Source organism: Microcoleus vaginatus HSN003 (assembly GCF_022701255.1).
GTDB classification, from domain to species: domain Bacteria; phylum Cyanobacteriota; class Cyanobacteriia; order Cyanobacteriales; family Microcoleaceae; genus Microcoleus; species Microcoleus vaginatus_B.
The window spans coordinates 2,213,204-2,233,615 of the sequence record NZ_CP031705.1; the positions used below are offsets into that span (position 1 = coordinate 2,213,204).

The window sequence follows — 20,412 nt, forward strand, 5'->3', positions numbered from 1 at the left end:
GCTTCCTTTTTCCTTCTTCCTTCTTATTCCTTCTTCATGTATGGTTCACTCAATCAGGCAGCAAAGCCTTGATTTGATTAACAAACTCTTGATGGTCTACCACAGGTTTAGAGATGTAACCGTCGGCACCGCTTTGATCCAGAAATGTTTCTTTATCACCAGCCATCGCGTGAGCAGTCACCAAAATAATCGGCAGCGATGCCGTTTGTGGATCAGCTTTGAGCAGTTGAGTAATCTTAATGCCGTCAACAGATTTACCCTGGTACACGCTGCGCGAAAGAGACACATCCATTAAAATCAAATCAGCTTCGCCGTTGGCAGCAATCTGCATCACCTCTTCAACATTTTCCGTGTGCTTCACGGCTAAGCCGCCCCGCTTAGTCAGAATTTTGGAAAAAACCCGAGCATTAACCAAATCGTCCTCTACAATCAGAACGGTTTTCATAAATAAATATGGGAAGTATAGAAACTTTGTGACTTTAGTCCAAAGAGGAACACGACACGGGGATTACATTCCCCGTCAAAAATGCAGAGTTTTTAGCGCCATCAGCCGGGAACCCTGCAAAACCCGTATGTATATCCTTGAGCCACTAGCTGTGAGAGGGTTTACAGATGCCTAGAAGCATCCAGTACCATCATTTAGACTACTACACACAGACAGTTTAGTTCTTTTTTATAACTAGACCTGGCACTGGTGAGAGTCTCAAGATTCTCAGGTAGCAGGTTTCTAGTACAATCCAGGACGCATGGACGACGCCTCGCAACCCGGTTTTTGCTCGTTTCGGCGGGCTATAACGAACTATTGCTATGAAAAAACCCGGTTTCTGACTACCCGTGCCTCCTGGACTTATAGTATCCTCTCTTTCGATCCAGCCTCCGGCTTCTACCATTTTAGATTTTAGATTTTAGATTTTAGATTTTAGATGGGAACTGATTGAGTGGATATCAGTTTGGATCACGGGCCTACAGTTGCATTATTTTTTGAACTGGTATTAGAATCGGGAATGTGTGATAATTATTTTCCTTCCTCCTCATTAGAATCAAGCCCTGTTTATTCACAGACTCCCGTCGCCCCAGCAGTCGAAGTAGCGAATCTAGCGGGGATTGTTGGAGATTCCTAATTCTCACTTTTAACCCATCAAAACGGCTTAAAATATCGACGCTTTCTTTCATCAAGCGAATGCCAGACTAGGAGATATCGCCAGCAGAGCTTTTGACTGATGAATTCATCGATATCGGCATTTTTGACACTCTCAGCGAGGGGCTCATCTTATAATTTGTATAAATACTTCTTCTGGCTCCTTCCTTGTTCCTCTTTCCTCCTGGCTCCTGTCTCCTGCCTCCAATTTCTAGCTTGGGTGCTTTCATTGAGACGCTCCCTCAGCGAGTCACGGCCACGCTCTATTGTTGAATAAGCCCAAAACTTGGACTTCACTCATAGTCCAGTCGCCTCTACACGATCAGAACCAGTACCACTACCAGGGGTATTCCAATTGCGCTTACTTTTCTTTTTTAATACTTTTGGAGTCCCTCACGCTTGCCAAAATACGCTAAGCTCGATCGTCTACCATTGCTGCTTGATCCACGCTACGACTGTACCGAGACGAGATCAATCTGGGGTTTCTCCTGAAGAGAATATTTCTTCGTGTAGATGGTTATTCCTAATTGCAATTAAATTCTATCATAGATTGACGGGGACTCAAGTCCCTCGTGATGCTTTCCTAGGAAGAGCTACAGCCTCACTACGTTCTGAGTTTCTGGCATTCCGTGTTCTCCTGTGAATCAACCTTCTCACAGCAGAAGGTAAATAGACAGGTAGGCGCAAATGAAGGCAACATAGAGGTTAGGGTAAGAGTGGAGAGTAACAGGCAAGTGTTGCCCGTCTTCGGGACTCTGATTCTGCTTTCACAAGTTAAGTTTATTTTTATTCTTCAACTGGGCGGTTGAATCGAACTTTCGGTTCGCCTGCGGCAAAGGCTTTTAAATCGAGACAGGGAACCTCGGCATTATTGACAGAGGCTGTTTTCACTCAGGAATTAACGGACACAAGGACTCATGGCTAAACAACTCAACCTACTTTCCGGGCAAGTAATTTCTACGCCTCTGCACGCCGAGATGCAGCAATCGTACCTCGAATATGCCATGAGTGTGATCGTCGGGCGAGCTTTGCCTGATGTCCGCGACGGTTTAAAACCAGTTCACCGTCGAATTTTATATGCGATGCACGAACTCGGTCTGACGCCAGACCGACCTTACCGTAAGTGCGCCCGGGTAGTTGGAGATGTTTTGGGAAAATATCACCCCCACGGCGACCAATCGGTTTACGACGCTCTGGTACGCATGGTTCAGGAGTTTTCGAGCCGCTATCCTTTACTGGCGGGTCACGGCAATTTCGGTTCGGTGGACAATGATCCGGCGGCTGCTATGCGCTATACGGAAACGAGGCTAGCACCGATCGCCCACGAAGCTATGCTAACCCAAGTCGGCGATGCAACTGTTGATTTTACTGCAAACTTTGACAGTTCGCAGCAGGAACCGACGGCGCTGCCTGCTCAGTTGCCGTTTCTGTTACTCAACGGCTGTACGGGCATTGCTGTGGGGATGGCAACTAATATCCCGCCGCACAATTTGGGGGAGGTAGTAGACGGTTTAATTGCTTTGATTGAAAACCCGGAACTATCCGACGAGAAGTTGATAGAACTGATTCCCGGCCCGGATTTTCCAACCGGAGGGGAAATCGTCGCTACAGAGGGCATTGTTGACGCCTACACTAAGGGTCGAGGCAGCATTGCGGTCAGGGGTGTGGCCGGGGTGGAAGAAGTGCCAGGTAATCGCAAGGTGCGTACTAAAACGGCTATCGTGGTGACGGAGTTTCCGTTTCAGGTAAATAAGGCGGCTTGGATTGAAAAGGTGGCGGAGTTGGTCAATGCTGGCCGCCTCGACGGTATTTCTGATTTGCGTGACGAGAGCGATCGCGAAGGCATTCGAGTTGTGATTGAACTCAAGCGGGAATTTACCCCAGAAGCGGTTCTGGCTCGCCTTTACCAACAAACTGACCTGCAAACAAATTTTGGGGCGATTTTGCTGGCAATTGTCAACGGTCAACCGCGACAGTTGACGCTCAGACAATTGTTGCAGGAATTTCTGGATTTCCGGGAAGTAACTCTTACCCGCCGCTACAATTACGAGTTGCAAGCTGCAGAACGCCGCTGTCATATTGTCCAAGGCTTAATGTTGGCTTTGACAAATCTCGATACAGCGATCGACATTCTCAGAAATTCTCCTGACGGCTCTACTGCTAAGCAAACTTTGCAAGTTCGCCTCAATTTAAGCGAAAGTCAAGCTGATGCGATTTTGGCGATGCCTATGCGGAGGCTGACTGGTTTGGAAAGGCAAAATTTGCAGTCTGAGTTTGATGAGTTGATGGCTAATATTCAAGAATTGCAGCGGTTGTTGAGCGACAGGCGCGAACTTTTGAAGGCTTTAAAGAAGGAATTTCGCTCGCTCAAACGCAAGTACGCTGACCCCCGCCGCACTAAATTCGCCAATGGAACTGCACGCGCAGCAAACGCCGAACCACAATTTTCTGGTAAGAAAAATTCTGGGGTGAAGCAGTTGTCGCCGGCAACGATTCAGCCTAACTTATTGCCGGTTCTAGAGGCAGAGGAAACTATTGTTGAATTTTCGCACAAGCAGTACGTGCGACGCTTGCCGGCTGGGGAAAAGCCTCGCTCGAAAACTCGCGAAAAATCGGTTTCAGCTTTAGAAAAAAATGAAGATTTTATTGTGACGGCAAATCTGACGAAAACCGATCGCACTTTGGTGGTCTTAACTCCTAACGGCAAAGCTTACCCGCTGAAAGTGGCCGATATTCCTAGTAGTAGCGCCAAAGACCGGGGAACGCCGATCGTTAGTTTGTTGTCGCCGAGTGCTACTAAAGAAAGTGCCGGTCGCGCTTTGTCGGAAATCACAGTTGCACACTTTATTTTGCCGGAAAATTCGGAAGCGGCGGATTTAGTAACTTTGACTCAGCAAGGGAAAATTAAGCGCTTGCCGATGCAGGAATTTGCTGATTTGACTAATCGCGGCATTACTGTTGTTAAACTCAAGGAGGACGATCGCCTGCGCTGTGCGAGTCTGGGTAAAGTCGGCGAGCAAGTGGCGATCGCAACTTCAGGAGGCCGAGTCCTCCGGTTTGAGATTGATGATGAACAACTGCCGCCAATGGGCCGCGCCGCCCAGGGTTCTCAAGTAACCAGGTTACGGAAGCAGGAAGAGTTGGTGGGTTGCATCACTCTGGACGCGAACGACAGTCTGGTGCTATTTTCCGAGTTGGGTTGGGCAAAACGAATGCCCGCAGGTTCTGTCAGACTTACTAACAGAGGCGAAATTGGCACTCAAGCTTTTCGTTTCTCAGAGCCTAAAGATGCTTTAGTTGGCTTGCTGCAGGCTGTTCCGGGTACGGATGTCAAACTTTTTACTAATTCTGGCCGCCTGCTGCGATCGGCTATTGATGCTATAGCTTTTTGGGGGAAAGATGCTGCGGGCGATCGAGTTTTTGACCTCAATCCGGGTGAAAAAATTATCAAGGTTATCAGCAGTCAATAGTCATTGGTCATTTGTCATTGGTAATGGGGAATTATTCTTCTTGCAGGACTTCTTCCCCCGACCATCAGACTTCAACATCCCAAATCTAAAATCTAAAATCTAAAATCTAAAATTGTTTGATGGCGCAAGTTGTATTAGAAAATATCTACAAAAGTTTTCCGCTCCGCCAAGGAGAACAGGAAAAAGAAGCAAACACCGTCGCAGAAAGTGTCTCACCTCTAGCCGATCGCTCTTCGTCTAACAGCGTTTTGCGGCGCATTAACCTGACGGTCGAAGACGGGGAATTCATGGTGCTGGTGGGGCCTTCGGGCTGCGGAAAAAGCACTTTGCTGCGATCGATCGCTGGTTTGGAAGTTTTGACGGCCGGCAATATTTGGGTTGGCGATCGGCTCCTTAACGATTTGCCTCCTAAAGACCGAAATATCGCTATGGTATTTCAAAATTATGCTCTCTATCCTCATTTAACAGTTTACGATAATCTCGCCTTTGGATTGCGCCGCTCCGAAAGGGAGAAAGAAGAAGGAAGAAGGAAGAAGGAAGAAGGAAGAAGGAAGAAGGAAGAAGAAAGAGGGAAGAAAGTAGAAGGGATAAGGGGGAAGATACAAGGAGAAGAAGGAAGCATTCAGAAGGGAGAAAAAATAAGGAGTAAGGTAGAAGAGCTTATTAATTATTTAGCTTCTAATTATTTTAAAACTCATCTAGCTTATCCTTTGTTTGAGGACTTTTTAGGAGGAGTAACTCGGAAGCTGCCTCCCGGTTTGCGCTATTTATCGGAACGGGAAAAGGCCGTAGGAGAACGAGTCCTGAAGGTAGCTGAATTATTGCAAATAGAATCTCTTTTAAATCGCTTACCGAAACAACTTTCGGGAGGGCAAAAGCAGCGGGTAGCTTTGGGTAGGGCGATGGCTCGAAATCCTGAGGTGTTTTTGATGGACGAACCGCTATCGAATCTTGATGCGAAATTGAGGGCGGAAACTCGATCGCAAATTGTGCAGTTACAGCGACAGTTGGGAACTACAACTATTTATGTAACTCACGACCAAACTGAGGCGATGACTATGGGTGATCGGATTGCTATTATGAATAGAGGCCAGCTTCAGCAAGTAGCTCGACCTCTAGAGCTTTATAACAAGCCGGCTAATCTGTTTGTTGCTGAGTTTATCGGTTCTCCGCCGATGAATTTTTTGTTGGTGGAATTTAGTGCTCCGCTGTTGATTTCTCACCCGCAATTTCGCTTTACTTTACCCGATATTTGGGCAAAAAGTCTACAACAATATGACGGGCGAAGGCTAATTTTGGGCATTCGACCGGAACATCTGAGTATTAACCCTCCGGCTACCAAAAATCTTTCGGTACAAGTGGAAATTGTAGAGGCTTTGGGACACGAAACTTATTTGGGGGTTTGTTTGACGGATGCTCCGGCGGTGCGGATGCAAGTGCGCGTTCCTCCTGAGCGATCGATCCGAGTTGGCGAGAAGCTTTGGTTGGCCATCGCCCATGACAAGATTCACTTGTTCGACCCCGATACCGAGTTGGCTATTTTTCCTCGTTAGGCAAAATCATCAAGGTCGATCGACCGTTGTGACCGATATCACCCATCACAAGCTTGCATTTTTATCAAGGAATGTTATATTTATTTACATAAGCCTTACACAAGTTAACGAAAGGAGTTCGCACTATGCAAGAACAAAAACGCAACGCTTGGAACTGGGGCTTCACCGAAGGATCGGAAAATTGGAACGGTCGTTTGGCGATGATTGGCTTCTCTGCGGCTGTCATCATCGAATTGGTTTCCGGTCAAGGTCTGCTTCACTTTTGGGGCGTGATGTAATTTTCTAGTTAAGACTTTTGTGACACTGCAAAGCTTGGGAGTTCCGTAACGGACTCCCTAAATTTTGGCAGCGCGATTTGGGCAGCAAAGAGCCACTTGCTCCGGGCAGTTAGCTGCACAAAATTTAACAGCTATAGCTCAAACCGGGGCGGGGGGTCTCCCCCCCAAAAAAAACAGTGCGAATCACTCTTTTGGGTGATGCTAGCAAATTACTCTAGCGGATATATTCTTTTAAGATGCTGTTCCGGTTGGGATGGCGCAACTTCCGCAGGGCTTTAGCCTCGATTTGGCGAATCCGCTCACGAGTGACGTTAAAGATTTGACCAATTTCCTCCAAGGTCTTCATCCGTCCGTCATCTAAGCCGTAACGCAGTCGCAGTACATCCCGTTCTCGGGGGCTGAGAGTATCCAAAACGCTTTCCAAGTCTTCCCGGAGCAAGTTTTTCGAGACTTGATCTTCTGGTGTTTCCCCGTCTGATTCAATAAAATCTCCTAGACGTGAGTCTTCCTCTTTGCCGATCGGAGTTTCTAGAGAGATGGGCAACTGTGCGGACTTAGCAATGAACCGCAACTTCTCGATGGTCATCTCCATGCGGGTAGCAATTTCTTCTTCCGTAGGCTTGCGACCCATTTCCTGAGACAGGAGTTTGGTAGTTTTCTTGATCCGTGAGATGGTTTCGTAAAGATGAACCGGTAGGCGGATAGTGCGGGATTGATCGGCTATGGCCCGGGTAATGGCTTGACGTATCCACCAAGTTGCATAGGTAGAAAACTTGTAGCCTTTTTCGTGATCGAATTTTTCAGCGGCCCGGATCAGACCCAAAGAGCCTTCCTGAATCAAATCTTGGAAAGACAAACCGCGATTCATGTATTTTTTGGCGATCGACACCACCAAACGCAGGTTAGATTGCACCATTTTTTCCTTTGCCCGACGGCCGACGTGGAGTCGGTGACGGAATGCAGGAAGTGCCATATCTACAGCATTCGCCCATTCGCTGTCTTTGGGTTCGCGGTTATACTCTTCGAGCAGTTGTTCTCGAACTCGCTCTAATTCCAGCAAATCTGCAATCTTGCGCGCTAGTTCAATCTCTTCGTCAGCTCGCAGCAGTCGAATCCGACCAATTTCTTGCAGGTAAAGACGAATAGAGTCTTCAGTATAATGCTTTTTCTTTGCCTGTGCCCGACGGCGGGCTTTGGCGCCTTTGCCAGATTTAGGATCTTCCTCAGATTGAGAGTCTAAGAATTCTTCTCGATCGTCTTCTTCGTCGATAAAGAGTTCTAACTCGCTCTCAGGTAGAACGCTTTCGGCGCTCCGAAGCAACTCGATTGTTTCCATTTCCGATGTAATTGTGGTTTCGAGTACGGTGTTAGCCTGGATCATGCCGTCTTCCTCATGCTCCTGAATTAAAGAATAAATAACAGTGGAATAGTGTCTGTTTGTAGTTTAGACAAGTTAGCCAGAATTGACATTCCCGCAGGAAAAAATAGTGGGATTTTCGGTCTGCTAGCTGCATCCGTTACCGAAATTGCACCATTTTTATGAGTCAAAGTTCGAGTTCGGGCTTGAAGCAGGCAGCGCATTCAATTGATCGCAGATTTTAACATCGCGACCTTAAATTGAGCTAGCGGCTTTTTCTTGCTTTTTCTTTCGGAGCGAGTTACCACATCATCTGCAATACCTTGCCCAGAGAAGCAAACCATGAAGTGCGATCGATCGCACTTCCAAAAATACTGGCTTTTTTACTCGGTACTTCGAGTTTTTACCCGTACAAGTTTTCCGGCACGGAACCCTCTAACTTGTGTATTCGAGGTGTCGAACTTTTGATTCGCCTTGCTTTCACTCTGGTTGTCAGACATGACAGTTGCACGGCAAATTTTAGCCACCTTGGATGTCGTCGGTCTGCTGCCTCAAATGCAACAGCAGAGGGTTAAAGCACCAAACGGGGAGAATCGGATCTTGCAAAGACCTTCCCGATTGTAGCCTTTCTCACAAAAAATGGAAGTTGTTTTCCATTGTTTGTCAAGAACTAGGAAAACTCTGTCAGCTTAGCTTGACAATACTAACTCATGTGCGGATCTGCTAAATCCTGAGAACGGCCCGCAAAAACTTTGGCACGATCAAACGGCGCTCTTTTCTGCGTATATCTGGGTGAACGGCTGCGGCGTAGTTGGCCAGACAGTTAGCAGACAATTTTTGAGTTGCCCAAATTGGAACCAATACAATCCGTGTAGATACACCCATCATTACCCTGTTTCCCTGAATTGAATCATACGCAATCTGCGATTGAATAAAGCTCGTAGCTTTAGTTTTAAGCCGGTCACTCTGGATTAGAGACCGACTCTGACCCCCCATGAAGCGTTGCGGGTTGAGTAGTGCAACAGGGGCTTTCATTGTTAAGTTAGCTCAAATCTCAGAAATTGGCTTTAATTTTGACGTTAAATCACATTAAGTTCTTAACGTCACATTCCTATTTAAGCAGTTCGACACGAGTTTGTCGCGTCAATGGCAAAAACCACCAGGATAAATTCTACTAAGAGTTAACCCGCCGCGCAACTCTCGGCTGCGGACTTCTCTAAAATTTTTTGGCTTTCAGTTCGCACTTGCGCGCTCTCACGTTTTTCTCACAAACAACACAATTCGCCATCTCTCGGAAGTATAACTTCACGATTCCTTTAAATATACCGTGACCGTGTGAAGATTCTATAAAGCGCCTCCATCAATTTTAGGTAGCATTCGCGAATTGTCTTGATAATTTCAAGCAGACGAAACAAAAGCCACAGCGGGCGTTGCTGCAACTGTCGGCCGATGATAAGTTCGCCAGGGAAGAAAAATTTACCCAGTTAGCGATGTGCTTGCTATTGTTAGAGAAGGCATAAGCTGCAGGATGCACTTAAAGAAAGATCTGGAGTGGTAGGACGCTGGTGCGATGCTCAAAATTTTGTTATTATTTACAGCGTGTCATCAGAAAGCACAGAGCCGGGCTTTATCCTCTACTGTGGTTTAAATTATGTGGCTTGACCTTTAGGGGATGAAGCTATCAAGAAAAATTTCCGCTTCGTGTCTATATCGACAACCCAATGAAAGTTTACTAGAAAGAATTCACCTTATTGAGAGAAAGATTTAGTAATTAATCGGGCAGAGATTAGCCTCTCTTTAGAGTGCGTGTTGGTAGTCAGGACTTCAATTTTTTTATATTGCTAAATAAGCACTAAAGTCCTGACTGCGAACTTAATTTAACCGCGAGACAGATTACTGCTGATTCCGCAGGCGAGGGTTAACAAACTCGTTTAATCCTTCCCCCACCAAAGACAGTCCCACCACCATTAAAGTCATTGCCAACCCGGGAAACAAAGCCGTCCACCAAATGCCAGTAGGTAGCGCATCTAAAGCTAAACGCAAGTCGTGTCCCCATTCGGGAGTTGCTTCGGGAAGTCCTAATCCGAGAAATCCCAAACCTCCTAATGTTAAAATTGCATCGGCCGCGTTGAGCGCAAACAGCACAGGTACGCTCTGAATCACATTCAGAAACAGGTAGCGCGAAAGCACTGTCCAAGTGTCAGCACCCATTGCTCGGGCGGCTTCGACAAACAATTCGGTTTTGACGCTGACGGTGTGATTCCTGACGACGCGGTAGTATTGAGGGATGTAGGAAATGCTCAGGGCGATCGCAGCATTCAAAACTCCTTTTCCCACTACAAACGCTAGCGTCAAAGAAAGTAGCAGCCCCGGCAAAGTATAAATTGTATCCATTAAAAATAACAACACTCGATCGAGCTTACCGCCCAAATAACCGCTAACCAAACCCAGCGGCACACCGATAAACAAACTCAAAGCAGTGGCTAAAATTACCACTTGCCAAGCAGCCCGAGAAGCAAACAGCGTGCGGGAAAACACATCGTAGCCGCTGCGGCTAGTACCAAACCAATAATTCCCCGACGGCGGTTCGTGGATGGGGTTAATCAAAGCCTCGGTAGGATTTTGCAGCCATCCCCAAGCTTGCATAGCTGGAGACAAGGTGGCTACCAATATAAACACGGCAGTTATTGTCAAACCTGCCCACATCATTTTCATTGACAGGCTTGACGGTGAAGCAATGTTGTTGAGAAATCGCGGCAGTCGGAGGCGGCTTTGAGCCATAATGACGATCGACCTATATAAGACTTTTCGATTTTAGTAGCACTCAGGCGCAAAAACCCGGAACAGTCAAAAATCCTCTTTCTCATTCGCCAAACACTCGCGACAAACCGGGTTTTTTCGCGCGATGGGGCTAAAAAAAAACCGATTTCTCCCCTGCACGGGACTGGCGCGCACGGGAGAAACCGGGTTTTTAGCAGGTGGGACGCAAGTTGAGTTTAGGTTAAATCTCTCTTGGCAAACCTCAAATCTAAAATCGATGGAATTCCTACAAATTACTGGCAATTAACTCGCGGTACTGGCTTTTCGGCTTAACTCCTTTGAGCTCAGCCACCATATCTTTGTCTTTGAAATACTGAATCGTCGGCGTACCAATCACGCCAGCATTTTCAGCAATTTCTGGATCTTCTTCGATGTCAATTTCCACGTAGTGGATTTTGCCATCGAACTCATCTACTACTTTGTTCAAAATCGGCTTGAGGCTGTGGCAAGGCCCACAACTCGGAGAGGCATATTTGACCACAATCAGTCGATCGCTATCGTGGAACAACTTCCGCAAAGCATAACCTCCTTCGTGGCGCGTGTCTGTGATATCAAAGTTCGCGCTGGTTTTGCGTACTTTTTGAGCTTCCGGCGCTGCGACGGGTTGCTCGGATTCCTCAGTTTGATGGAATTCCTGCATTAAACCGTTGACTGACAGCCAACGTTCTGCCAGCATCGCCCCCATGCAGCCGCTACCGGCGGCGGTGATTGCTTGGCGAAACTCGTGGTCTTGCACGTCGCCGACGGCGTAAACTCCCTCGACGCTGGTTTCTACCGAACCGTGTTTGGTGGTGATATAACCTATTTCGTCGAGTTCTAGCTGACCTTGGAAGAGTTGAGTGTTGGGAGTGTGACCGATCGCGTAAAACAATCCTTTCACCAGCAAATCGCTCTCGGCGCCGGTCTCGATATTTCTAAGTCTCACCCCGTCCATTTTCCCGCCCGCTTCGCCCAAGATATCCAGTGCTTCGGTGTTCCAGTGCACGGTAATTTTGGGATTGCTCAGCACTCGGTCTTGCATGGCTTTGCTGGCGCGCATTTGAGCCCGCCGCACCAGCATATGTACGTGAGAGCCGTATTTTGTCAAATAAATAGATTCTTCCGCTGCGGTATCGCCCGCGCCGATTACAGCTAAATCTACTCCTTTAAAAATTGGGGTAGCGCCGTCGCAAATCGCACAGGCCGAAATCCCGTGACTCCAAAATACGTGTTCGCTAGGCAGCCCCAGCCTTTTCGCCGTCGCGCCTGTAGCGATTACTATCGTGTGGGTTTTGATTTCTCTGTCTTCTGAGCGCACTGTAAACGGCCGCTGGCTCAAATCTACGTAAGTTACATCTTCTGTGTATAATTCTGCACCCCAGCGCGCTGCTTGAGCTTTCATTCGATCCATGAGCTGCGGCCCGGTGATCCCTTCTGGGAAACCGGGGAAGTTTTCTACTTCTGTGGTGGTCATCAGTTGACCGCCGGGGACGCCTCCCGCTTGGTAGCCTTCAAACACTATGGGTTTCAGGTTTGCCCTCCCGGCGTAGATGGCTGCGGTGTAGCCTGCGGGCCCTGAGCCGATAATTACTAAGTTTTCTACGGTTTGTTCGGTCATAGCTATTTATTCAAACTCATAACGACTTCGTTTTACAGATTCTAGCAGAGTTCGATCGAGTTTGGTTTGATGCCATTGGGCGATCGACCATCTGTATCTATTTTTGAGGGTCGATCGGTCTTCGGGGCAACTCCAGGTTGTTTTATAAGCAAAAACAATCTAAAAGTCGATTTAGTTTTAAATGTTCGATCTATTTAGACGGCTGAAATCTTAATAAAATCTAAAGACGACCAAAATTATTGACTTCATTCTCAATTATTTTACCTATTTACTTGCTTTGAGGCTTGTGGTAGGATTTTCACAATCCAGGGGCATTATGACTAATTTAAATTTTTGACGCTGAAAGCTTTTAAAACCGTAAAATTAACGAACTCTGCAAATGTAATAAGTAGAATTGTTTATGCAAAATCCGCATTTTATGATTTAAGAATTCTAACGGAGATTTGGGTTAGTTTGACAAAGTACATGATTTGTGGTATGCAAGGTGCGCTCGGGGGGAAATTCGCTCGAACTTTTTAACCGCTTCGCAAGCACAGGCGGGACGCCCGTGCCACGATTAACATAGAATTTTGTATTTGTGTCTGAATGGATAAAATCAAGATATTGTTTGTGTGCAGCCGGAATAAGTGGAGGAGTTTGACTGCCGAGAAGATATGCCAGAAGATTAGTGGCTACAGCGTGCGATCGGCTGGAACGGAAAAAGGTGCAAGAATTAGAGTCACTGAGGGTCTTGTCGGTTGGGCGGATTTGATATTTGTGATGGAGAAGAAGCATGGCGATCGACTCCGCAGCAAATTTCCCGAAAGTCTCGAAGGCAAGAAGCTTATTTGTCTGCAAATCCCGGACAATTACGAATATATGGAACCGGAGTTAGTCGAGCTTTTGCAGGCGAAACTGAGCCCCTATATGAAAATGCCAGATAACGAGATAAATTCTATGCAGCGAGTTTTAGAACCGGAAGTGATGGATTCCTTGGAAGAGGCGATCGAATACGATTCGATGGACTTTGCTGAGGTTAATGCTGCTTTTGCTCAGAGTGCTGCGGCGTTGGGGCCGGTTTTTGGAAACGTTTTGGATGCGGGGACGGGTACGGCGAGAATTCCGATCGCCCTTTGTCAACTCCGACCAGCATGGAAATTGACGTGCATTGATTTGTCCGCAAATATGCTGAAAGTCGGGGCAGAAAATGTGGAAAAGGCGGGCGTGCGATCGCAAATTAATCTCGCATTAATTGATGCTAAGGCAATGCCTTACCCTGACAATTATTTTGACATGGTTATTTCCAACAGCATTATTCACCATTTGCCAGATCCACTGCCGTTTTTGCAGGAAGTCAAGCGGGTATTAAAACCGAACGGAGCAATATTTTTGCGGGATTTACTCCGACCTATGGATGAGGCAATGAGGACTCATTTAGTCGAGATGTATGCGGGAGATTGCAACTCGCATCAGAAACAGTTATTCAGCGATTCGTTGCAAGCAGCATTTACGGTGGATGAACTTGAGGAGATGATCCAAAATGCCGGGTTGGATGGGTTGAGGATTTATGAATCTTCAGACAGACACTGGACGGCGGAGCGTGCTTGGTGCGAGTCTTTGTAGGCACGGGACGATCGCGCGATAACATTTCAAATGAGAATAGGAGCGATCGCACCCCTCCAGCTATGCGTCGTACCGTGGCGCGATCTGTTTGTTGTTTAATTACTGTTTTCGGGTCGGAAAAATTAGTATGATTGAACCGCGAAGACGTGAAAAACGCGAAGGAAGAGTCAGGAAGAATCACAAGTAGATAATCTTCTCCGAGGAAGGAAGTAAGATGTTTAATCATCTGATCGGAAAAATCTGCGATCGAAGTTATGCCGAAAAAGCCCGTTCCGCGACCAGAAGATGAAGAGTCGCATTTGAATAAGCTCGGGGAAGAACTGGAGATGAGTCAGGAAGATTTGGCGCGAGAGCTTGGCGTTTCGTCGCAAACCATCAGCCGTTGGGAGTTGGGAAAGAATGTACCCACGTTCACCCTCAAGCAGATGAAAGCTTTCGAGAAATTGCTGGCTAGCATCGGCAGGTCGATCGGCGATTTGCCAGACAATCTGTGAGCGAAACCATTAAACAAGCCCACGGATAAATCCCTGGATAACTTTTTCCAATCTAAAATCTAAAATCTAAAATCTAAAATTACTCGATCGCGCCCTCGGTGTTTAGCTTGATAAAGCGCGCGGTCTGCCGCTGCCATCAAGTTTTTTTGTGCTGCGGACGATCGAGGAAACGTACTCGCTACCCCCAAACTCAGCGTCACGAGAGAACACACCTCCGAATTAACGTGTTCAATTTTTAGTTCTTTGATCCACACTCGAATTTTCTCTGCAATCCAGACAGCTATTTCAGGTGAAGTCCGAGGCAAAATCACTGCAAATTCTTCGCCTCCGTAACGGGCTACCAGAGTCTCACCCGAAACTTCGCCTGCTGAGTAATTTACGGCTTCCAAAATAGCTTGGGCTACCTGCTGCAAGCAAGCATCTCCCGCCTGATGTCCGTAAGTATCGTTGTATTTCTTAAAAAAGTCAACATCGCATAAAATTAAAGATAGTTCTGCTGCTGCTTCTCCCAATTCTTGCCATTTTTTCTCTAAGTATTCGTTAAAACAGCGGCGGTTCGCCACCTGAGTTAACCCATCTGAGTTGGCAAGGCGATACAATTCGGAATTAGCTGATTGTAATTGAGAATTAGCTGCTTCTAACTCGGCTTGTGTGACCGCTAAATTGTAATACAGTTCCCTAATATACCCAGTAGCTTGTTGGTGAATTTTGGATAAAGCTACCAATACTTGATGCACGTCTAACAGTCGGTAAACTTGAGGTTCTAACTGCACAACAATCGGCTCGTAAAGCAGTTCGGGCTGCCGCTGCATGGCTCGCTGAGCTGCCACGACAATTAAGGCTACTCCTGGTAAAATCAAAATATCAGTTTGAGCTATTTGATACAAAGCCATAATGGGTCTGCCAGCAAATGTATCTAGTCCGTAAGGGCGGCTCATGCGTTCCATAAATCGCCGGCGCGATATCATCCCTAAAAATTCGCCTTTTACGGTCAAGATAACTCCCGGAAGCAGCGGGTGAGCTTGAAATAACGGAGCTAATTCTTTAGCTAAGGATGAAGCTTCAACTTGAAAATTGAATACAGCCATATCCTTAAGAGTAGACTCTAAAGATAGATTTTTTGGTAGTTTTTCTGGCGAGTTAGATGGCGGGATAAATTCAACAGACACAGCGCAGATCCGAATAAATAAATAATAAAGAAGCAACAAAGCTAGTGTCAGATATTAACTTATACTAACATTTATTTATGAGCAGTCGCTGTATTCTTGACTACACTGTTTATGTAAAGGGATAACCTGCTGCGTTAGCTTCTGTCTTGCCTGCATGGCCTTGCATTGATTCATCCTCACTCAATTAGAGAGCTATTGAATTATTATTCATTTTTTTACTGTTGGCTTTTTGCATCGTAAAAAAATCGGTTTGTGCGCCAGTCTTCAACTTATTCACGGCGCCAACAAACTCAAGAAACCGGGTTGTTAAACAGGGGTCGAGGCTGTAACGAGGTTTGGCGTAAAAAAAACGTGGTTTATCCCCCTGTTCTCAACTCAAAACTCAAAACTCAACCTTCCCTCACCACCCCCAAGTTCCTGGGCCTCCCTTAAACGGGCCGACAATATCTTTGGTAATCCAGCCGCCGTAAAAATCCCCTGGTTGAGATTGCACTAATTCCCCGTCCACATAACAGGCCTCCATCTTGCTCGGATAAAAAGCTACATAATCTTTAATAGCCTCAAAGACTTGGCTGGGATTGGGATAAAACCAAGCAGCATTTACTACTTCCTTTTCTCCCACCGTCACAGTGTAATAACCGGCTTGTCCCTTCCACTCGCACCAAGAACCCCGTAAAGTTTTGTGCAAATATTCCATTTTGATGTCATCGGGGCAGATATAGTAGACAGGAGGGTGGCTTGTCTCCAATACCCGCTGAGGGCGGCGCGTGTCTGCGATCGTCACTCCATTAAAAATTATCTGTACGTGTTTGGTCAATTCCTCAAGCCGAGGGGGACGCGGGTAATCCCAAACAGACTCTTCACCAGGGCCGGGTTCTATTCGATCGAAGTTCATTTGCACTATCTCCCCTGCAAAAAAAACACTTAGCGACTTAGCATTACAATTTAATCTACCCTTAATCGAGTCGCTGCTTCAGACCAACCCAGCTTTTCTCAACTCTTCGTAATATGAGTATTCGCGGTATAGATGTTTCCGACTACCAGCCCAATGTCAATTGGCAAGCAGTTGCCCGGGATGGTATTGTCTTCAGTTTTGTCAAATCGACCGAGGGTGCAACGTTCGTTGCCCAAAGTTTCGCTCGCAATTGGGCGGCGATGAAAGCGGCGGGGATTCAACGGGGTGCTTACCACTTTTTTCGACCTGCAAGCAGCATTCAAGGACAAATAGATTTGTTCTTGAAAACTGTAAAACTCGAACCGGGGGATTTGCCGCCAGTCTTGGATGTGGAAACTACAGGCGGTTTGAGTGCGACTCAATTGTGCGATCGAGCCGCAATTTGGCTAGAAGCAGTCGAAAAAGCCACCTTGATGCGACCGATTATCTACACGTACCCCGGTTTCTGGGACAACTTGGGGACAAAACGGTTTGCCGATTATCCACTGTGGATTGCTCACTATACCAGTGCTGAGGAACCTTGGGTTCCCGGCGGCTGGAAAACTTGGACTTTTTGGCAGTACAGCGACAGCGGCAGCGTGTCCGGCGTATCGGGCAATGTAGACACCAATATTTTTGAAAGCGTCCGAGAAGGCGCCCAAAGTTATAAAGTTGCAGACATCCAGAGGGAATTAAGAATTAAAGGTTTTTATCAAGGCGCGATGGATGCTAAATTTGGAGCAACCACCACAGCAGCGCTCATCTCGTTTCAGAAATCTCAAGGTCTCAATCCAGACGGCATTGCAACCCTCAAAACTTGGGCCGCTTTGATGCGAAAAGCTCCCAAAGTAATCGTCCCCCTCCAGCCCCAAAACCAGTCCCGCAGCCGACTCCCGCTCCGACTCCCACTCCCATATCAAACGTGCGGCTGACTCAGGTATTCTCGTCTTATAAAGCTAGCGCTAGCCAAGATACAGCCTTAATTTGGCTGCAAAGTCAAGTTTCTAACTCTGTTTTAGGGGAATTTGCTCAAAAATGGCGGGCAACTGCCTTACCTCAAGATAGTAATTTGCGATTGATAGATGTGGGCAAATTTTATCGCGGTTTAGCACAACAAGACCAAGCTTTAGATTGGCTGCAAAAACAAATTTCTCCGGCTATTATTACCGAGTTTGCCCAAAAGTGGCGCTCTCAATCTACTGTCACTAATTCTCCGATTCGGCTGATAGATGCGTGCAAATTTTATCGGGCCGCACCAAACCAAAACCAGGCTTTAGATTGGCTGGAAGGGCGAATTTCGCCGACCATTCTATCGGAGTTTTTTCGCAGGTGGCAGAATGCCAATCGATTATAGATTTGAGAGTTGAGATTTGAGATTGACTCTACAGATGAATCTTGAGAGTTGAGATTTTAGATGGGAAATCTACTCTAAAGAGGGAGGCTCTCCTATTTGTAAAAACAGTTCTTCTGGCTCTTTCCTTCTGCCTCCTGTCTTCTGCATCCAATTTCTAGCTTGGCTGCTTTCATTGAGATGCTCCGTCTAAAGATGAGTCTGGGGGCGATCGATTTGATGTGTGAGCTTTTTGATTGGAGATTCACTCAACAGATGAATCTGGGGGTTGAAGCGCTCTAGAATGGAAAAGCCGGCCAATCTTGCTATTGGAGATTTAAGATTGACTTCCCATCAAAATTCGTCAAATCCTCTCCCTCTGTGCCCGCATCCCCCTCGGACTCTGGAACATAACAGACAATCTCTCGCTTAGCTACAGCTTACTCCCATCTTTGACGCCCAGAGAATTATCTGATAAAGTTATAGCGACTATCAAGGTTTTTTAATCTTATTGGGAAAAATCCAGGGCCGTGCCGAGTTTGTAAGCTGCGCCGAAAATAGCGCCTGCACTGCCATTACCCGCGATCGAACATTGAAAACTAAGCGGGCAGCCTGTAACAATTATATCTATGGAAATCCCCTTTAACATCACCCTGTTGATGGTCATGACCGTCATCTGTGGCATCAGCGCTCAAGTTCTGGCCGCCTATCTGAAAGTTCCGGCGATCGTCTTTTTGCTGTTGTTTGGCATTTTAGCCGGCCCAGACTGCTTGGGAGTGCTGCACCCCAATCTGCTGGGCAGCGGTTTGGAAGTTATGGTATCGCTTTGCGTAGCGTTAATTCTGTTTGAAGGCGGCTTGAATTTGGAATTGCGAGATTTAGGAAAACTTTCCGGCAGCATCCGCAATTTAGTTACGGTAGGCACTTTAATTACGCTAATTGGTGGCGGAATGGCCGCACACTGGTTGGGGGAATTTCCCTGGCCGATCGCATTTTTGTATGCTTCTCTAGTAGTCGTCACAGGCCCGACAGTAATCGGCCCTTTGCTCAAACAAGTATCTGTTGACAAAAAAGTCGCCTCCTTGCTAGAAGCAGAAGGCGTTTTAATCGATCCTGTCGGGGCAATTCTGGCGGTATTGGTGCTGAATATTGTTTTAAACGGCAATGCTGATTTGCTGGTTTTGTTCCGAGATTTAATCGTGCGGCTTTTCGTTGGCGCAGTCGTCGGAGTTGTGGGCGGTTGGCTGCTCGGATTCATTCTCAAGCGATCGCAATTTCTCTCAGAAGACCTCAAAAACTTAGTAGTGTTAGCCAGTTTGTGGGGATTTTTCGGCTTAGCAGAAGAAATCCGCAGCGAATCGGGACTGATGGCAACAGTCCTATCCGGCATCGTCCTCAGAGCCGCTGCTGTGCCGGAAGAAAGGCTGCTGAGGAGGTTTAAAGGTCAACTCACAGTCCTGGCTATTTCTATGCTGTTCGTGCTGCTGGCGGCCGATTTATCGCTCGCTAGTGTGGTCGCCCTCGGTTGGGGAAGTGTGTTTACCGTTTTAGCTTTAATGTGGGTAGTGCGGCCGATCAACGTTTGGCTGTGTACTTGGAACAGCGGACTGAATTGGCGGCAGAAATTATTTGTTTGTTGGGTAGCCCCGAGGGGAATTGTCTCAGCCTCGATCGCATCTTTATTTGCAATTTTGCTCACCCAGCGGGGAATCAACGGCGGCGACTCGATTAAAGCCTTAGTTTTCCTAACAATTATTATGACAGTTTTCGTCCAGGGACTAACTGCCGGACGGATGGCTCAACTTTTGGGCATCACCTCCAAATCGGCAACAGGTGCTGCAATTGTGGGGTCAAATCCTTTGAGCAGATTAATTGCTCGCTTGTTTCAAGAACGCGGAGAATCGGTGGCAATTATTGACACCGACCCGGAAGCTTGTGCACAAGCAGAACGAGAGGGTTTGCGGGTGTTTTTGAGCAGTGCTCTCGACCACAGCGTGTTAGAAGAAGCCGGACTCGATTCGATGGGAACTTTTTTGGCAATGACTAACAACGGCGAGGTAAACTTAGTGTTAGCTCAGCGGGCGGCCGAAGAGTTTGCACCGCCGAGGGTTTTGGCAATATTCCCCAAAGATCCGCAAGCAAATACGCCTGCAAATCAGACTAAAATCAATCAAGCTTTTGTCTCCGATTTGTCGCTGAAGGATTGGAACGAATATTTGAGCGATGGCGAAGTAAAATTGGGGGAAACTGAGTTAAAAAGTGAGGGATTGCAGTTTCAGATTGCTCACTTACAAGCTTTAGTTCAAGCCGAGGAGTTGGCGCCGCTGCTGCTGGAAAGGCAAGGATACTTGCAAGTAGTGTCGGCGACCCAGATTTGGCAAGCAGGCGATAGAATAATTTATTTGTTGTACGATCCGACACCGAAATTGTTGAAAAGATTGTCGGGTTCGTCGCAGTCTCGTTTGACTTTGGAAAAGCATCAGGTAGTTGAAGAAGTGCCGATTCCTTCTCCGGTGTTAGAGCCGGTTTTGGAGTCAGCGGAAATAGCAAAGGATGCTAAAGTTTTGCAGCCGCCCGTTTCGCGATAGGGGCAGTAAGCTGTCGTGCATCTAGATTGTCTATGGTACTAGAGGGGAAGAGGGGGAGACGGGGAGAGGATTTGACAAGTTT

At 46.9% G+C, this 20,412-nt stretch carries 16 protein-coding genes; 9 read left to right on the forward strand and 7 right to left on the reverse strand.

Translation table 11 applies throughout. From position 1 onward, the window contains the following. Positions 1-49 precede the first annotated feature (49 nt). Complete coding sequence (locus tag D0A37_RS09465) at positions 50-445, reverse strand: response regulator (RefSeq protein WP_006632892.1); 396 nt, start codon at positions 443-445, stop codon at positions 50-52. A 1,610-nt stretch (positions 446-2,055) separates the two neighbouring features. Between D0A37_RS09465 and D0A37_RS09470 the strand changes: the two genes are divergently transcribed. The 3 genes from D0A37_RS09470 (at position 2,056) to D0A37_RS09480 (ending at position 6,439) form a co-directional block, all read left to right on the forward strand. Beyond that, positions 2,056-4,608, forward strand: a complete 2,553-nt coding sequence (locus tag D0A37_RS09470; RefSeq protein ID WP_242723535.1) for a DNA gyrase/topoisomerase IV subunit A — start codon at positions 2,056-2,058, stop codon at positions 4,606-4,608. Between the two features lie 119 nt (positions 4,609-4,727). Further along, entirely contained in the window at positions 4,728-6,161 is a 1,434-nt protein-coding gene (locus tag D0A37_RS09475; RefSeq protein WP_278187205.1) for an ABC transporter ATP-binding protein, read from the forward strand. Between the two features lie 125 nt (positions 6,162-6,286). Then, a complete protein-coding gene (locus D0A37_RS09480) occupies positions 6,287-6,439 on the forward strand; it encodes a CAB/ELIP/HLIP family chlorophyll-binding protein (protein WP_242723537.1) in 153 nt (50 codons plus the stop codon). A 214-nt stretch (positions 6,440-6,653) separates the two neighbouring features. Here the strand turns inward: D0A37_RS09480 and rpoD are convergent, their stop codons facing one another. Continuing rightward, the gene (rpoD, locus tag D0A37_RS09485; protein ID WP_242723539.1) at positions 6,654-7,820 is read right to left on the reverse strand and encodes an RNA polymerase sigma factor RpoD; all 1,167 of its coding nucleotides are present in this window, start codon (positions 7,818-7,820) and stop codon (positions 6,654-6,656) included. A gap of 299 nt (positions 7,821-8,119) precedes the next feature. Between rpoD and D0A37_RS09490 the strand changes: the two genes are divergently transcribed. Further along, positions 8,120-8,371 (forward strand): hypothetical protein, encoded by a 252-nt coding sequence (locus D0A37_RS09490; protein WP_242723541.1) that lies wholly within the window; start codon positions 8,120-8,122, stop codon positions 8,369-8,371. A gap of 148 nt (positions 8,372-8,519) precedes the next feature. Here D0A37_RS09490 and D0A37_RS09495 read toward each other — a convergent pair whose 3' ends face one another. The 3 genes from D0A37_RS09495 to trxB all read right to left on the reverse strand — a co-directional run bounded on the left by D0A37_RS09495 (position 8,520) and on the right by trxB (position 12,213). Further along, positions 8,520-8,684: a hypothetical protein gene (locus D0A37_RS09495; protein ID WP_242723542.1), complete on the reverse strand. Its 165-nt coding sequence runs from the start codon at positions 8,682-8,684 to the stop codon at positions 8,520-8,522. 1,005 nt (positions 8,685-9,689) lie between these two features. After that, a complete protein-coding gene (locus D0A37_RS09500) occupies positions 9,690-10,577 on the reverse strand; it encodes an ABC transporter permease (protein ID WP_242723544.1) in 888 nt (295 codons plus the stop codon). Positions 10,578-10,842: 265 nt separating this feature from the next. Next, positions 10,843-12,213 (reverse strand): thioredoxin-disulfide reductase, encoded by a 1,371-nt coding sequence (gene trxB / locus D0A37_RS09505; protein WP_242723546.1) that lies wholly within the window; start codon positions 12,211-12,213, stop codon positions 10,843-10,845. Positions 12,214-12,798: 585 nt separating this feature from the next. Between trxB and D0A37_RS09510 the strand changes: the two genes are divergently transcribed. Both D0A37_RS09510 and D0A37_RS09515 read left to right on the forward strand, forming a co-directional pair. Next, on the forward strand, positions 12,799-13,815 hold the full coding sequence (locus tag D0A37_RS09510) for a methyltransferase domain-containing protein (RefSeq protein WP_242723548.1): 1,017 nt from the start codon (positions 12,799-12,801) through the stop codon (positions 13,813-13,815). 254 nt (positions 13,816-14,069) lie between these two features. Beyond that, entirely contained in the window at positions 14,070-14,309 is a 240-nt protein-coding gene (locus tag D0A37_RS09515; protein WP_242723549.1) for a helix-turn-helix transcriptional regulator, read from the forward strand. A gap of 59 nt (positions 14,310-14,368) precedes the next feature. Here D0A37_RS09515 and D0A37_RS09520 read toward each other — a convergent pair whose 3' ends face one another. Next, positions 14,369-15,478, reverse strand: coding sequence for a diguanylate cyclase domain-containing protein (locus tag D0A37_RS09520; RefSeq protein ID WP_242723551.1), 1,110 nt, complete (start codon positions 15,476-15,478; stop codon positions 14,369-14,371). A 400-nt stretch (positions 15,479-15,878) separates the two neighbouring features. Further along, positions 15,879-16,373 carry a DUF427 domain-containing protein gene (locus D0A37_RS09525; protein ID WP_242723553.1) on the reverse strand — a complete coding sequence of 165 codons (495 nt, stop codon included), beginning with the start codon at positions 16,371-16,373 and terminating at the stop codon, positions 15,879-15,881. A 113-nt stretch (positions 16,374-16,486) separates the two neighbouring features. On the opposite strand from D0A37_RS09525, the gene D0A37_RS09530 reads away from it, so the two are divergent. The 3 genes from D0A37_RS09530 (at position 16,487) to D0A37_RS09535 (ending at position 20,330) form a co-directional block, all read left to right on the forward strand. After that, positions 16,487-17,344, forward strand: a complete 858-nt coding sequence (locus D0A37_RS09530; protein ID WP_445242509.1) for a GH25 family lysozyme — start codon at positions 16,487-16,489, stop codon at positions 17,342-17,344. Beyond that, positions 17,335-17,766 (forward strand): hypothetical protein, encoded by a 432-nt coding sequence (locus tag D0A37_RS29420; protein WP_445242510.1) that lies wholly within the window; start codon positions 17,335-17,337, stop codon positions 17,764-17,766. The genes D0A37_RS09530 and D0A37_RS29420 overlap by 10 nt, the downstream gene beginning before the upstream one ends. Positions 17,767-18,371: 605 nt before the next feature. Beyond that, a complete protein-coding gene (locus D0A37_RS09535; RefSeq protein WP_242723555.1) occupies positions 18,372-20,330 on the forward strand; it encodes a cation:proton antiporter in 1,959 nt (652 codons plus the stop codon). Positions 20,331-20,412: the final 82 nt, after the last annotated feature.

What these genes read in the sequence shown, in the direction of transcription:
- D0A37_RS09465 (WP_006632892.1), bottom strand. Translation starts at nt 445, where the DNA reads ATGAAAACCGTTCTGATTGTAGAGGACGATTTGGTTAATGCTCGGGTT.
- D0A37_RS09470 (WP_242723535.1), top strand. Translation starts at nt 2,056, where the DNA reads ATGGCTAAACAACTCAACCTACTTTCCGGGCAAGTAATTTCTACGCCT.
- D0A37_RS09475 (WP_278187205.1), top strand. Translation starts at nt 4,728, where the DNA reads ATGGCGCAAGTTGTATTAGAAAATATCTACAAAAGTTTTCCGCTCCGC.
- D0A37_RS09480 (WP_242723537.1), top strand. Translation starts at nt 6,287, where the DNA reads ATGCAAGAACAAAAACGCAACGCTTGGAACTGGGGCTTCACCGAAGGA.
- rpoD (WP_242723539.1), bottom strand. Translation starts at nt 7,820, where the DNA reads ATGATCCAGGCTAACACCGTACTCGAAACCACAATTACATCGGAAATG.
- D0A37_RS09495 (WP_242723542.1), bottom strand. Translation starts at nt 8,684, where the DNA reads ATGATGGGTGTATCTACACGGATTGTATTGGTTCCAATTTGGGCAACT.
- D0A37_RS09500 (WP_242723544.1), bottom strand. Translation starts at nt 10,577, where the DNA reads ATGGCTCAAAGCCGCCTCCGACTGCCGCGATTTCTCAACAACATTGCT.
- trxB (WP_242723546.1), bottom strand. Translation starts at nt 12,213, where the DNA reads ATGACCGAACAAACCGTAGAAAACTTAGTAATTATCGGCTCAGGGCCC.
- D0A37_RS09510 (WP_242723548.1), top strand. Translation starts at nt 12,799, where the DNA reads ATGGATAAAATCAAGATATTGTTTGTGTGCAGCCGGAATAAGTGGAGG.
- D0A37_RS09515 (WP_242723549.1), top strand. Translation starts at nt 14,070, where the DNA reads ATGCCGAAAAAGCCCGTTCCGCGACCAGAAGATGAAGAGTCGCATTTG.
- D0A37_RS09525 (WP_242723553.1), bottom strand. Translation starts at nt 16,373, where the DNA reads ATGAACTTCGATCGAATAGAACCCGGCCCTGGTGAAGAGTCTGTTTGG.
- D0A37_RS09530 (WP_445242509.1), top strand. Translation starts at nt 16,487, where the DNA reads ATGAGTATTCGCGGTATAGATGTTTCCGACTACCAGCCCAATGTCAAT.
- D0A37_RS09535 (WP_242723555.1), top strand. Translation starts at nt 18,372, where the DNA reads ATGGAAATCCCCTTTAACATCACCCTGTTGATGGTCATGACCGTCATC.